Below are 13,684 nucleotides of genomic sequence, written 5' to 3'. Positions count from 1 at the left end.
GGGCTGAGTTTTATGGCAACCGCACACGTTGTATTTGCAACTATTACCGGCAACAATGAAGATGTTGCTGATATCATCACTGAACAACTTGAAAAATTAGGCGTTGACGTCACTGAATCAGAGATTTCTCAAACTGACGCTGACGCATTTGAGGACGTCGATATCTGCGTCGTCTGCCCATATACTTACGACGAAGGCGAATTGCCAGAAGAAGGCATGGACTTTTACGACGACCTGAAGGATTTGGATTTAACGGGTAAGGTTTACGGCGTTGCTGGCTCTGGTGATGTCTTTTATGAAGACGATTACTGTGTCGCCGTTGATGCTTTCAGTAAGTCACTGAAGGACGCGGGCGCAACGCAAGGTTCTGCTGACGTTAAAATCAACTTGGAACCAGACGATGACGATATTAAGTCGCTGGACGCCTTCGCTCAACAACTGCTCGACCACGTCAACGCATAGTTAACGTTTTTGGTGTGAAGATCCCTTCTGTTTTTTGGAAGTGGGTCTTTTTTGATGCGGTTTTTGACGTGAATTGCGAGCCTGCGTCACCAGATTTTGCATGAGATCCAACTGTTCGATTTCACCCTGGCGCCATTCTTGCACGGTCGCATTTAACACACCACCTGCCAATAAAATAGCTCCGGAAATATTGAGCCAGATCAGTAAGATAATCAGGGTCCCAACGGTTTTGTAACCCGTAATATTGCGGGCAAAGTAGTGGACGTAGGCAGAAAAGCCTTGGGCTAATGCTAACCAACCGATGGTGGTCACCAGGGCCCCAATCCAAACGTAGCGAAACTTCACCTTGGCAGAGGGTACGATAGCGTACAGTAACGCGCTCAATAAGAAGATGCCAAGAAACGAAACTGGCCAGCGGATACTGCCAACTAAATTTGTGAACGATGACGAGATGTGAAGCCATGGTTGTAAGATACTGATCAGCCATTCACTCAGCCCAAAAACCATCGCAATCAATAAAATTGCAATGACGATGACCAAAATAAGTAGGAATGAAAAGAAACGGCTAAAAATGGCGTTTGGGCGCTTAATCCCATAAGCCTGATTAATACTACGCTGGAATGCCGCAACGGCTCGACTTGCCGACCAAATTGTGACTAAGACACCCAGTGATAAGGTCTCTGTACTCCCCTGCTCCAAAAAAGACCGGATAACCGGCTGAAACGTCTGGTAGACCGCATCAGGTAACAGTGGCTCAATGTAACGTAACACATTATTAACGTTGATCCGTAACAGGGTGATGATGTTTCCGACAATCAAAAAGATTGGGAAAAATGACAGTAGCATATAATAGGACAATACCGCAGCCGAATCCGTGATATTGGCGTCTAAAAAATGTTGCCAAAGTTGTTTCATAAATTGCTTAAATTCGGTTGCCATAGTTCATCCTCACAGTTGTTTAATATGCGACTGAATCGCTGCTAAAATTCGTTCAGCTGCGTGCCCGTCCCCGTATGGGTTTTTGGCGTCAGCCATTGTCTGATAAGCTGTTTGATCATTCAAGAGTGTTTCCATCGCCGAAGTCACTCGTTGTGGGTCAGTACCTACGAGCTTGAGCGTCCCAGCCGTGACACCTTCTGGACGTTCGGTTTCGTCGCGTAACACCAGCACCGGTTTGCCCAATGAGGGCGCCTCTTCTTGAACACCACCTGAATCGGTCATGATTAAGTAACTTCGTGCCGCTAAGTTGTGAAAATCAACAACGTCAAGGGGTTCAATCAAGTGAATTCGATCCATTCCACCCAATTCCGCGTGGGCCACCTTTTGGACCCGGGGGCTTAAGTGAACTGGATAGACGACTTCCACGTCTGGGTGCTGTTCAACAACCTTTCGGATAGCTTGAAAGACCCGTTGCATCGGTTCGCCCTGGTTTTCACGACGGTGCATGGTTAATAAAATAACTCGGTGTCCGGGTGCAACTTGGTCCAACACGTCATGGTGATAATCAGCGTTCACCGTTTGTTGGAGCGCATCAATGGCCGTATTTCCTGTAACAAAGATACGGTCATCAGGGTGATTTTGTTTCAATAAATTTTCTCGACTTAACGATGTTGGTGCAAAGTAAATATCACTTAAAATATCAGTTAACTGCCGATTCATTTCCTCTGGGTATGGCGAGTACTTATCCCAAGTCCTTAAGCCAGCTTCGACATGTCCCAGTGGTACTTGATGATAGAACGCACTGACACTTGCGGCAAAAGTAGTTGTCGTATCGCCATGGACGAGTATGATATCTGGTTTAGCCTCAGTGATAACTGCGTCCAAGTTGGTCAGTACCCGGCTCGTAATTTGAGCTAGGGTTTGGTTTGGTTTCATAATATTTAAGTCATAATCAGGCTGAATTTTGAAAATCGCCAAAACCTGATCCAGCATTTCACGATGTTGCGCTGTCACAACGGTAATTGGCGTGAAGTGATCAGGGTCCTGCTGCATTCGTAGCACAATGGGTGCCATCTTAATTGCCTCTGGTCGGGTTCCGAATACCGTCATTACTTTAATTGGATTAGTCATGATTCACACTCCTGAATCGTTTAGTTTGTGGTGCACCCCTACTCGGTTATAATGAATTGTGTTCAACTTTATCATTGTAGCAGAACTCCAATTACAGAGGTACATATCTCGTTAATTTTTAATATTAGCTGTCTTCACAAAAAATTAAACTTTTATTACTTTGTTATCGGCATCGTTTGCCTTAGAATGGAAGTTAGGCCTAGAAAAGGAAGGACTGAAAAGTATGCAGACCATTAGTCTGATTGTACCTTGTTATAACGAGGAACCTTCAATTCAATTATTTTACGATGCAGTATCTGCCGTTTTTAAAACAATCAATGCAGACACTGACCGGTATCAGCCAGAATACCTATTTGTCAACGATGGCTCAAGTGATAAAACTTTACCCATTTTAAAAGACTTACAAGCCCAACACCCAGAAACCGTTCATTACCTTTCGTTTTCTCGAAATTTTGGAAAGGAAGCCGCACTGGCTTGCGGGTTGGATGCTTCCACCGGTGATTTAGTCGCGGTGATGGACGTCGATCTACAAGATCCGCCCGAATTACTCCCTAAGATGATCAATTTGATTGAAAACGAAGGCTATGATTGTGTTGGTACCATTCAAAAAGCACGTCGTGGCCAGGGTCGAATTCGCGCATTCCTATCAAGTAAATTTTATAATGTCATCGATGCCATTTCCGAAGTCCGGATTGAACCAAACGCTCGTGATTATCGGTTAATGACCCGCCAAATGGTGAATACTATCACCTCGTTGCCAGAGTACAACCGATTCTCAAAAGGCATCTTCGCATGGGTTGGTTATAAAACCACCTACCTCACATACGAAAGTCAACCAAGGGCTGCCGGTAATTCACACTGGTCATTCATGCAGCTATTTAACTATGCAATTGATGGCATTGTCGATTTTTCTGACGCCCCTCTCAAGATTGCGACCTGGATTGGTGGCCTTTCGTGCGTACTGGCCGTCTTTGGTTTACTATTCGTCTTCATTCGCGCACTAGCCGTTGGTGATGCTGTTGCAGGCTGGCCATCAATGGTTTCCATTATTTTACTTCTAGGTGGTATTCAATTATTTAGCTTAGGGATTTTAGGTGAATACATCAGCAAGATTTACCTCGAAACCAAGCACCGACCAAAGTACATTGTCAAAGAAAAAAAGTAAACAAGGATCGTGGTTATGCAAACGTTAATTCAGCTCTTTAAAAAATACGAGTCAGTGATCAGCTACCTGTTCTTCGGTGGTTTAACAACCCTGATCAACATCGTGGTGTTTGATTTATTCAACGCCAGTCTTCACTATCAGATTGCCAACGTGATTGCCTGGTTTGCCTCCGTTTTATTTGCCTTTATTACTAACAAATTATGGGTATTCCATTCAAAATCAGTGCGGTGGCAGACATTTCTGTGGGAAACGTTCTCGTTTTTCGGTTTCAGATTGCTTTCACTAGTGGTTGATCAAGGTATCATGTGGATTGGTATTTCACTTTTATCCGGTAATCCATTACTGGTTAAGATTATTGATCAGTTTGTCATTGTTGTGATTAATTACTTTTTCTCGAAGTGGTTTATTTTTCGGAAGTCGTGATGATTTAAGCGAAAATTCTTAATCCCTTGTTTTGTTTTTTAAATAATAATTGAACAGTGACGGCCCTTTTCGAAGGGTCGCCATTTTTTTGGAATACATTTTCCGATAACACTCTGTTCTACTGACAACCGCATTCATTTAAATCTGTTTTATGTGTAAATCTTGACAATCAACACATTTACTAAATTTTTCCATTCTAAGTCTTAAACTATCAAATTAATGTTCAAATAAGATATCTATATACATACCGATTCTTTTGCATTAAACTTGATATATAAATAATGCCGTCCAAATACTGATGACTTTAAAAGCTGGCAAACCCGCTTAGGGAGGATATCACTATGAGAAAAGTAGCAACTTTAGGCCTTACACTTTTGGCAGCGTTTACTTTAACTGCATGTAGTAGTTCTTCATCTTCCAAATCATCTGATTCTTCATCTAATGCCGCAAACAGCTCATCTAAGAAGGCCTCTAAGAATGAGATTACTATGGATAAGTATAATAGTATTAAACTTGGATCCATGACCACTGGTTCTGGTGGAAGTACTGAAAAATTAGTTAAAAGTATGTACGGAAAGCCATCAAGTGAAACGGAAACCGACATCCCGGGATCAAATGAAAAATCAAAAAGCTACACTTGGTCCAATGTTGGCTCTAGTTTAGCCGGTGCAACGGTAACCACTGAATTCATAAACGGGAAGGCAATTGGAAAAGGATATGCTGATTTTGGCAAGTCAACCAAAATAAGTCTCGGCACATATGATACTCTCCAGACTGGTACCTCGTTCAAGGCTGTTAAACAGCAACTTGGGGTGCCACTCACCGAATCAATTGTTGGTGTTACTGGCATCACCAGTGCGCAAACTCTAACCTACACCAGTAAAGATGGGAAAGACTCGCTCATGTTGATGTTCACAAACAATAAGCTAACTTCCAAGACCAAAACATCAATCTAGCGATTACGACATTGATCACATTCTAAAAGAATTATTTGTGAAGCATTTGTGGGCTCCACTATCGTTTTGTTTCATTCTTACAAAATAAAAAGCGCTGGTATATGAGGCACACCTCATATACCAGCGCTTTAAAATGATACAGAATGAATAAAAAGCACAAAAAATGACCCCACCCGGACTCGAACCGGGATCATCCGCTTAGGAGGCGGGTGCCCTATCCAGTTGTGCTATGGGGCCAAAAAAACACACTGAATATTTTCTCATGGTTTCGTAAAGTTGTAAAGGACTTATGCCGGGTCGTTTGTTGGTTCTGCGATGACCAAGACATTCGTTAGCGCATTTCTAACAACGGCAGCGGTGGTTGAGCCAACGAGTAGCCGGTCAATCGCATCCGTCCCAGACTTACCCATCACAATTAAATCAACATCGTGATCAGCCGGATAATCGACAGCAATCACTTGCTTTGGATTACCATGTAAAACTTTAGTCACCGCAGTAACGCCTTGATCTGCAGCCAGTTTTTGGCCTTCCTTCAAAATTGCGGTGGCGCGTTGGTTCAGTTCCTCATAGTAGCCGCCAGTATTGGCAATTCCAGTTCCGGTAACTGAATAAATCAAGCGCTTGTCATCCGCGATATTAACAAGCGTCAATTCAGCGTTAAATTGTTTAACGAGCTTCAACGCCTCAGACAACGCTAGTTTTGAATTGTGACTGCCATCTAGTGGCACAACAATGTGATTATACATTTTCATCAACCTCTCTTCTATTTATCTGATGTCACTTATATTTTGAAGCATTTCGTAACCGGTTTCAAGTATTTTGAAAACCACTCACTTCATTTCTAACAATCGTGCGCCAATTGAAGAACGGGTTAGCTATCCCGGGCTAAATATGATATTATTTTTTTGTTAGAAAATGAGGGATAAAAATTGGATAAACTAGACTTTTATAAACATCAGATTGAAAATCCACTGATCGACATTATTAATACGCGCGCGCAAGATAATAACTTTGAACGACAATGGCTACAATTGCATATTCCTAATCGTGATTTGCAATATGCATTGTCACAATTGTCGACGCTGAGTCTTAAATTGCTCCAGCAAATTGCGACACTTGCACCAGTTAGTGAAGCTGAATTGGTCACGGCCATGTCCTTAGATTTGGGTGTGATTTCAAAAAATATCAATAAACTCTCCCGGTTGGGCTTTATTAGCAAGTTAAACGGTGAATCAGGTTTGGCGTACAGACCGACCAAAACTGGTACGAAGGTGGTAGAGGTTCAAGGTCAGCTGTCTGACTTACTTGATAAACAACATACCGAACTCGTTGATAAATATACCCCGGAACAACTCACGACAGTTGCGACTTTTTTACAGGACTTGCAAGCTGGGCATTGATTCGAAGTTTTGACACGACGCAACAAAAAATGACACGTTATTCAGGATGTTCTGAATAGCGTGTCATTTTTTCGAACTCAAATAAGGCAAGTTTCTGATTTGTAGACCTTTATGCTTGCCGGCTTAGCGACGTTAATTGTGCTTCATATTGCTGAACCAGTGCGTTAACTTCGTGCTCAAAGGCAATCGTAAAGTCTCGTCGTGACATCGTGGTATCAGACGCCTCAAATTGCTGCTCCAGCAAGTTAGCTAACTGGTCATTGCACGCGGACACGAAGGCTTTAACTGTTGGCCCGTAAGTACCGCCAGCCGCCTGGTACCCGGTTAACCGTTGTAATCCATACCGACTCACTGATTTATGCAGGTCTTTTAACTCAACCTCCACTACTGGGTCACTTAACTTGGTCAACTGGGTTTGAACAAAAGGCCAGTAACTCTCGATTGCCTTTTTTGCGGCTGACTTACTACCACCACTGTGGTGCTGTGCCCCACCAAAATTATAGTGGGACTGACCCGTAGATCGTAAATTACCGGAATTAAAGCGTGCTTGTTGTTTACCCACTTTTCATCGCTCACTCTCTTAAAATTGTTCGTTTAGCTTTCTCGTTTATGACGCATCCCTTTACGTTTCGAATGCTTATTTTTGTTTCGGTGTTTTTTCGCTTTGGTAACTGATGATTCTCGAGACTGAGAAACAGCCACTTCCTTTGAAACAGGCTGATCAGCTGTAGAATTATTAGTTACTTGAGTTGCCTGTGACTTGTCGCCAACAGCTTTATCGGGCGTCTCATCAGACTTAGGTCGAGCCTGTTTGGGCATTGAGGTGCTTAGTTGATGATCCTGATAGTAAACTGGTTCCAGGTCATACTCAGTGTCTTTTAATAACCGTTTTAAATCACGTAGGTCGTGATCATCACCAAAGTTAATGACTTGACCGGGTTCACCCATTCGACCTGTACGACCAACCCGGTGGGTATAAATAATTGCTGTGCCCGGTAGATCGTAGTTCACCACCGCTGGCAATTTGGCGATATCTAACCCTCTAGCCGCTACGTCAGTCGAAAGCAATAGTTTCACTCTGCCTAACCGGAAATCAGTCAGCGCTTTTTGACGTTCAGTTTGACGTTGATTAGCCGTCAGTGTTGCAACTGGCACGTGATGGTGCACTAACCAACTTTTGGTTTGCTGCAGATTACCCACGTGATTAAAAAAGACAAGTGCCTTAAATTGTTTAATAGACGTTAAATGACCCAGCATCCCGGCCTTCTTCAAGTTACCAACTTGAAGTAAGCCATGCCGAACCACGCCCTGAGTGTTATCAACCGCACGTACATCGAACCGCGCAACGGGTTGACCAAACCACTTTTCAAGTTCAGCCAAAATGGGAGTTTCAGTCGCTGAAAAGAAGCCGAGTTGTGCCTGGGCTGGCACTTCCTGCAAAATTGCACGGACGGCATCAAATGTTTCGCCGGCTAACAAGTCATCAGCTTCATCAACAATGACTGTCTGGACTTGGTGCGCCTTTAACTTTCGCTCCTCTAACAAGTTTAAGATTCGACCCGGTGTCCCAATCACAACGTCTGGGTGCTTCTTGAGCTGTTCGAGTTGCCGTTTGACATTGGCACCACCGGTAATTGAAGTGACCTTTAGATCCACAAGTGTTGCAAACGAACGCGTAACGTTAGTTAATTGCATTGCGAGTTCTTGCGATGGGGCAATAATCATTGCCTGAATACCGTCACCTGGCGTTAATCGCTCCAACATTGGCAATACAAAGCCCAGTGTTTTACCAGATCCAGTCGGCGCCAAGCCAAGGACACTCTGTCCTTGCTTGATTGGCTCATATACGGCCGACTGAATCGGTGATAATTCAGTAAAACCTAGTTTTTCGAAACGCGTTTTAAATTGCGAAATCATCCTATTGTCACTCCCAGTCATAAATTAGTTATCTCGTTCGTCATAAAATACAATCTTACCAGATTGACGGAGATTAAACAGCACTTTATTGACTTGCACACTTAAATTTAACCAGCGGTCATAATCAGCCTGATTGTCAGCATTTTCGGGATCGTTCAAAACGCGGGCAAAGTCTCTGGCTTCTGGTAACATGGGATTATCTGTGACCGGTTCACTGATCAAAGTCCGTTTCCCGGTTTCATCAATGTAAGTCGCCTCGCCAAGTTCACCGGCATCATCGATTTCAATGGTATCTTTAAGACCGTAAATCTCCGATGTCATATAGGAGTTGGTGGTCTTGCCAAAGCTTAGAGTCACATTAAATTCGCCGTATTGCAAGATTGCGACACCTTTACCGTCAACACCGGTTTGAATAAATTCAGGGAAGTAATTAAATTCATCTGGCATGCCAAACAGTGTGATGGCGTCATACAATGGATAAACGCCCAAATCTTGTAAGGCCCCACCTGCGAATTTGAGTGAGAAAACGTTGGGCTCCTTGCCAGCCAGAACTTGATCATAGCGGGAACTATACTTCATGTAGGTTAAACTTGCACCCTGCACCACTGGCATTTTAGTCAGTTGGGTTTGAATGGCCTTGAAATTAGGCGTGTGAATGTTTCGTGCGGCTTCAAAATAACGGACCTCTGGATGCTGCTTGAGCAGCTCTTGAATTTTTTCCATTTGAGCTTGGTTTTCAAAGGCTGGTTTCTCGATAATGACGTTCTTACCAGCGTTTATTGCAAGCACCGCTTGTTCATAATGCAAACTATTAGGCGACGCAATGTAAACCGTCGAAAAATCACCGGTTGCAAAAAAGTCATCTAGCGCGGTGAAAGTTTGTGAACCACCATTCTTTTCACTAAATGCGGTTGCCGTATCTTGATGTCGTGAATAAACGGCAGTTAACTCATATTCATTAGAAGCTTGTGCAGCCTCAACAAATTGTTGTGTAATCCAATTTGTGCCAATAATACCAAATTTAATCATGTTGGACGCTCCTTTATCGGTTTACATTTATGATAGCAGTTCCGACGTCAAAAGATAACGATAAGCGCAATTTTCTTTAAATTTAAGTAAAAGAATAGTGAATCGCTTTCTAAACATGTTAATATAACAGACAAAGTATGTTTTTAAGGGAGGTCGTTAAAAATGAATGCCAAGCAGCTTTTTCAATCCAGTCAGTCATTCTTTCACGATCTCGTTCATAACTCCCCACGGATTGCCAGACGCCGACACCAGAGTAACGCTGTGTCACCCATGATTTTTGTTGGTTCATGGCAGCTTAAACATTCGGAAACTTCGCGAACGCACTCCCTCGTCATTGGTCCTGATCTGACGATTAACATTGACCATCATACGATTCCCGCACAAGTTGAATCGCTGACTCAAGATTCACTTGTGCTACTTGATCACTACGGCTATCACATCACGATTACCGCGGACCAGGAAGTGCCTATCAAAATGTTTGATGAAGCTGACGATGTGGTTTACTACATCATCCCTGCGCAAGACTTATAATCCATATCACATCAATTTCACTAATAGAAACAAAAGTTCAAGCAAACGACTAATAATGGTGTTTGCTTGAACTTTTTTAATGTCAATATCTTTTTATTTGGTTACCCAGGCATTCCACTGTCGTTGTGAACCATTAAACACTGAAATTGGTACCGTCTGAGATTGCCCACTCTGACGAATCTTGCCCTGTGGTGCGTACTCAATAAAACGAATTGAGTTGGGTTGTTTAGCCAATGATCCATCTGCTAGCCATTGTGTCTGCATACTCAATTTAGATGTACTTAGTGCCTGCCAAACGGAGGCATTACACCATAACACGGTCGAGCGGTGATAGTGCTGGGTCAATAGCTGAATAAAGGTTTTAAGCCGTTTTTGTGTATCCGCCTGTTTTAAAGTTGACGTGTTGTAGTCGCCATAAGTGGTGAGTTGGATTGCAATCGGCAATTTACCAAGCCGGTTACCGACTTCAGACTTAAAGTTAGCAAACTGGGCAGCCGGTGTGGTCGAGTAACTGTAAACGTGGTAGATGCCAATCTCTAGGTTTGATCCCAAGGCCCGATCATAACTACTCTGGAATTGATCGTCCGTATAAGTTGCCCCGGAAGTCGCCCGCAGATAAGCAAATTGGAAGTTTTGATGCTGCAATTGCTGAAAATCAACGAACCCGTTATCCTGATCCAAGCTAACGCCACGAACCGGAAAATTACTGAGTTGTTGGTTGCGGTAATGCTGATAAGTCAACCAACCACCTACAATCACGAGTACGATCAATAGCATCATAAAAAATCTGAGCCAGCGGGAGCGTCTACGTAACCGCTGATAAGTATTTGCGTATATTGGTTCAATTCGCCGTCGTTTCACCTTGAATCACCCTTCGCATCATCGATAACTCCATTTTACCATGCTTAATGGTTTCAGCTCACCTCGTTACGAATTTTTAAGTTCTGGTTCGATCAATCGCCTCACGAACGCGGTCCATGACGGCTTCAGTCTTATTAGCAAGTTTGACCGCAACAATGGTAAACAGGCTATCAATTAACGCAAGCTGGGCAATCAAGGTGTACATGCCATCAGAGGTTTTGTTAACTTGATCAGCTAGCGAAAGTAACACGTAGTCAGCACGTTGCGCCAATGAAGAACGCCCGTAACTGGTAATGGCAATCACCGGAACGTGATTGTTTTGCAGCTGCTTTAAAACCGTCAATGCCTGTTGGTTTTCACCAGAGTGAGAAATCATAATGGCACAGTCTTTTTCGGTCATTTTCGCGGCCTGCATTAATTGCACGTCAAAGTCTGGGTAATACTCGCTATTAATGGAGGTTCTTAGAAACTTATGGTAGCCGTCCAAGGCAGCAACTGATGAACCACCTAACCCAAAGAACGCCAATTGACGGCACTTTAATATTTGGTCGACAATCTGTTCCAAACGATCGTTGTGTAACAAAGACTGCGTTGAAATCAGCGCGTCAATCATCGCTTGAAACGTTTTCTCCGCCATTTCATTAGGTGTGTCGTCGGGATGGATCTTCTTAAACATCGTGTCCCGATTAATGTCCGTCGTGACGTTAGCAAGGTCCATACTAAATTCGCGGAAGTTATTATACCCAACCGCCTTAGCGAAGCGAGAAATGGACGCCGTTGATACGCCAACTTTATCCGCCAACTGGTTGATGGTCAATTCACTCACCATCTGTGGTTGTGCGAAAACAAAATCGGCAATTTTTTGGTGTAACTTGCTTAAATTTGGATAGTAAGAACGAATACTACTGATTGCTGAACGTGCCACAAGGAATGCCTCCTCCAAATGTTTTGCTGTAAGTTCTCATGAATCATGAGACCAGCCTCACCTGACAACAGTCACATGATGTTCATGTGAATTCTATCGCCCAGTAAGTTAAATTGAATAAATAAATTTAAGCCCATTATACCAGTCTTTTATGGCTCTGACGATATAAAGTGTAAACTTTTTACCACAAAAGGGTTGAATACTGAAAATTTTTTTCATATAATAAATCAAGTTAATTCGATTAATTGCGATTTTAGATGCGAGTTGTTGAAAACGGTTTAAAAGTCATTTAAACTGCAAGTGCAGTGCAATTACTAAGTTTAACAACATGAAAGGAAGTCATTTAAACCATGGATTATATGATTGGTGTAGATATTGGCACCACCAGTGTTAAAACCGTTCTGTTCGATAACGCGGGTAAAGTTCAAGGTTACTCTAACAACTTATACCCACTTTATCAAGATGTTCCCGATATGGCTGAAGAAGACCCAGAAGAAATCTTCTCAGCCATGGTTGATGGGTTAACAACGGTTTTACGTAAAGCCAACTTAAGTGCTGGCGAATTGAAGGGCGTCTCCTTCTCTGCCGCTATGCACAGTCTCATCTTACTTGATGAAGATCACAAACCATTGACGCGTGCAATTACCTGGGCCGATAACCGGGCCGTTAAGTACGCTGATGAATTACGCGAAAATGGCGTTGGCAAGCAGATCTATGAAAAGACTGGGACACCAATTCACCCAATGACCCCGTTCACCAAACTGATTTGGCTGCGTAACGAACACAAGGACTTGTTTGACAAGGCCCGTTGGTTCGTGGGTATTAAAGAATATATTATCTATAAATTGTTCGGTGTGCTAAAAGAGGACTACTCAATTGCAAACGCCACCGGGATGTTCAACATCTTCAAGATGGACTGGGATGACCAAGCCCTTGAACTCGCTGGCGTAAGTCGTGATCAATTACCTGAACTTGCGGATACAACTGATAAGTTATCAGGGATGAATCCAGATTACGCCCGCGTGATTGGTATTGATCCAGACACACCATTTGTAATGGGCGCCTCAGATGGCCCATTAGCCAACTTAGGTGTTAACGCGATTGATCCAGGCGTCGTAGCCGTCACGATTGGGACTTCGGGTGCCGTTCGGGTCGTCACTGATAAACCTAAGATTGATCCTAAGGGACGGGTATTTTGTTACTACCTCGCACCTAACAAGTGGGTCGTTGGTGGACCAGTTAATAACGGTGGGATCGTCTTCCGCTGGGTTCGTGACCAACTGTTCGCACCAGAAAAGATTACCGCTGAACAAATGAAAATCGATAGTTACGATTTGTTAACTGAGATTGCTTCTAAGGTACCAGCTGGCTCTGACGGTTTGATTTTCCACCCATTCCTTGGTGGCGAACGTGCGCCAATCTGGGATGCCAACGCTCGTGGCTCATTCTTCGGTCTGACTCGAACGCACACCCGTGCACACATGGTCCGCGCTGCGCTTGAAGGCATCGTTTACAACCTCTACACCGTTATGATTGCGTTGGAAGAAGTTGTTGGCAAGCCCGTCAGCATTCAAGCAACTGGTGGTTTCGCCCGCTCTGCTCTTTGGCGTCAGATGTTGGCTGACATCTTCGAACAAGATGTTACCATCCCTGAAACCGTTGAAGGTACTGCTTTAGGTGCAGCCGTCTTGGGTATGTACAGCTTAGGCTTAATCGATGATCTAAGTGACGTGAAGCAATTCGTTGGTGCGACCAACGTTCACCATCCTAACCCAGAAACTTTCGAAGCCTACCGGGCACTTGTACCAATTTACATCCGTTTGAGCCGACAATTGCAAACAGAATATAAAGCAATTGCGGATTATCAACGGAACCAGGATGCCAAGAAAAAGGCATCAGACGAGCTTTAATTCATTATTGGGTAACAACTTTTAACTATTAAAAA

15 protein-coding genes and 1 tRNA gene are annotated in these 13,684 nt (G+C 43.4%); 7 read left to right on the top strand and 9 right to left on the bottom strand.

Going from position 1 to position 13,684, the window contains the following annotated elements; genetic code table 11:
- The first annotated feature begins 12 nt into the window (after positions 1 to 12).
- Positions 13 to 462 (top strand): flavodoxin, encoded by a 450-nt coding sequence (locus tag FD04_RS11890; RefSeq protein ID WP_054701375.1) that lies wholly within the window; start codon positions 13 to 15, stop codon positions 460 to 462.
- Here FD04_RS11890 and FD04_RS11885 read toward each other — a convergent pair whose 3' ends face one another.
- The gene (locus FD04_RS11885) at positions 463 to 1,401 is read right to left on the bottom strand and encodes a YihY/virulence factor BrkB family protein (RefSeq protein WP_056949002.1); all 939 of its coding nucleotides are present in this window, start codon (positions 1,399 to 1,401) and stop codon (positions 463 to 465) included.
- A gap of 9 nt (positions 1,402 to 1,410) precedes the next feature.
- Complete coding sequence (gene wecB / locus FD04_RS11880; protein ID WP_056949001.1) at positions 1,411 to 2,532, bottom strand: non-hydrolyzing UDP-N-acetylglucosamine 2-epimerase; 1,122 nt, start codon at positions 2,530 to 2,532, stop codon at positions 1,411 to 1,413.
- Positions 2,533 to 2,755: 223 nt separating this feature from the next.
- Here wecB and FD04_RS11875 point away from each other — a divergent pair, with 223 nt between their 5' ends.
- The 3 genes from FD04_RS11875 to FD04_RS11865 all read left to right on the top strand — a co-directional run bounded on the left by FD04_RS11875 (position 2,756) and on the right by FD04_RS11865 (position 5,076).
- Positions 2,756 to 3,697: a glycosyltransferase family 2 protein gene (locus FD04_RS11875; RefSeq protein ID WP_056948999.1), complete on the top strand. Its 942-nt coding sequence runs from the start codon at positions 2,756 to 2,758 to the stop codon at positions 3,695 to 3,697.
- Between the two features lie 15 nt (positions 3,698 to 3,712).
- The gene (locus FD04_RS11870) at positions 3,713 to 4,120 is read left to right on the top strand and encodes a GtrA family protein (RefSeq protein WP_056948996.1); all 408 of its coding nucleotides are present in this window, start codon (positions 3,713 to 3,715) and stop codon (positions 4,118 to 4,120) included.
- A 341-nt stretch (positions 4,121 to 4,461) separates the two neighbouring features.
- A complete protein-coding gene (locus FD04_RS11865) occupies positions 4,462 to 5,076 on the top strand; it encodes a DUF3862 domain-containing protein (RefSeq protein ID WP_082603238.1) in 615 nt (204 codons plus the stop codon).
- Between the two features lie 164 nt (positions 5,077 to 5,240).
- Here the strand turns inward: FD04_RS11865 and FD04_RS11860 are convergent.
- Positions 5,241 to 5,313 (bottom strand) — tRNA-Arg (locus FD04_RS11860).
- 50 nt (positions 5,314 to 5,363) lie between these two features.
- Positions 5,364 to 5,822: a universal stress protein gene (locus tag FD04_RS11855; RefSeq protein ID WP_054701362.1), complete on the bottom strand. Its 459-nt coding sequence runs from the start codon at positions 5,820 to 5,822 to the stop codon at positions 5,364 to 5,366.
- 183 nt (positions 5,823 to 6,005) lie between these two features.
- On the opposite strand from FD04_RS11855, the gene FD04_RS11850 reads away from it, so the two are divergent.
- Positions 6,006 to 6,476 carry a helix-turn-helix domain-containing protein gene (locus FD04_RS11850; RefSeq protein WP_056948994.1) on the top strand — a complete coding sequence of 157 codons (471 nt, stop codon included), beginning with the start codon at positions 6,006 to 6,008 and terminating at the stop codon, positions 6,474 to 6,476.
- Positions 6,477 to 6,585: 109 nt separating this feature from the next.
- Here the strand turns inward: FD04_RS11850 and FD04_RS11845 are convergent, their stop codons facing one another.
- From FD04_RS11845 to FD04_RS11835, 3 genes are read right to left on the bottom strand one after another with little or no spacing between them, the layout of a single operon-like run.
- Positions 6,586 to 7,038 (bottom strand): hypothetical protein, encoded by a 453-nt coding sequence (locus FD04_RS11845; RefSeq protein ID WP_056948992.1) that lies wholly within the window; start codon positions 7,036 to 7,038, stop codon positions 6,586 to 6,588.
- 32 nt (positions 7,039 to 7,070) lie between these two features.
- Positions 7,071 to 8,393 (bottom strand): DEAD/DEAH box helicase, encoded by a 1,323-nt coding sequence (locus FD04_RS11840; RefSeq protein WP_056948989.1) that lies wholly within the window; start codon positions 8,391 to 8,393, stop codon positions 7,071 to 7,073.
- Between the two features lie 24 nt (positions 8,394 to 8,417).
- Entirely contained in the window at positions 8,418 to 9,422 is a 1,005-nt protein-coding gene (locus FD04_RS11835; RefSeq protein WP_056948987.1) for a Gfo/Idh/MocA family protein, read from the bottom strand.
- 162 nt (positions 9,423 to 9,584) lie between these two features.
- Between FD04_RS11835 and FD04_RS11830 the strand changes: the two genes are divergently transcribed.
- Positions 9,585 to 9,953: a DUF4828 domain-containing protein gene (locus FD04_RS11830; protein ID WP_054701353.1), complete on the top strand. Its 369-nt coding sequence runs from the start codon at positions 9,585 to 9,587 to the stop codon at positions 9,951 to 9,953.
- Positions 9,954 to 10,046: 93 nt separating this feature from the next.
- Here the strand turns inward: FD04_RS11830 and FD04_RS11825 are convergent, their stop codons facing one another.
- Both FD04_RS11825 and FD04_RS11820 read right to left on the bottom strand, forming a co-directional pair.
- Positions 10,047 to 10,733, bottom strand: a complete 687-nt coding sequence (locus FD04_RS11825) for a GH25 family lysozyme (RefSeq protein WP_082603237.1) — start codon at positions 10,731 to 10,733, stop codon at positions 10,047 to 10,049.
- Between the two features lie 157 nt (positions 10,734 to 10,890).
- Entirely contained in the window at positions 10,891 to 11,739 is an 849-nt protein-coding gene (locus FD04_RS11820) for a MurR/RpiR family transcriptional regulator (RefSeq protein ID WP_056948983.1), read from the bottom strand.
- A 350-nt stretch (positions 11,740 to 12,089) separates the two neighbouring features.
- Between FD04_RS11820 and gntK the strand changes: the two genes are divergently transcribed.
- Positions 12,090 to 13,649 (top strand): gluconokinase, encoded by a 1,560-nt coding sequence (gntK, locus tag FD04_RS11815; RefSeq protein ID WP_056948981.1) that lies wholly within the window; start codon positions 12,090 to 12,092, stop codon positions 13,647 to 13,649.
- Positions 13,650 to 13,684 lie beyond the last annotated feature (35 nt).

This window comes from Secundilactobacillus odoratitofui DSM 19909 = JCM 15043 (assembly GCF_001434895.1).
GTDB lineage: Bacteria > Bacillota > Bacilli > Lactobacillales > Lactobacillaceae > Secundilactobacillus > Secundilactobacillus odoratitofui.
This window is presented reverse-complemented; position numbering and strand designations above follow the sequence as displayed.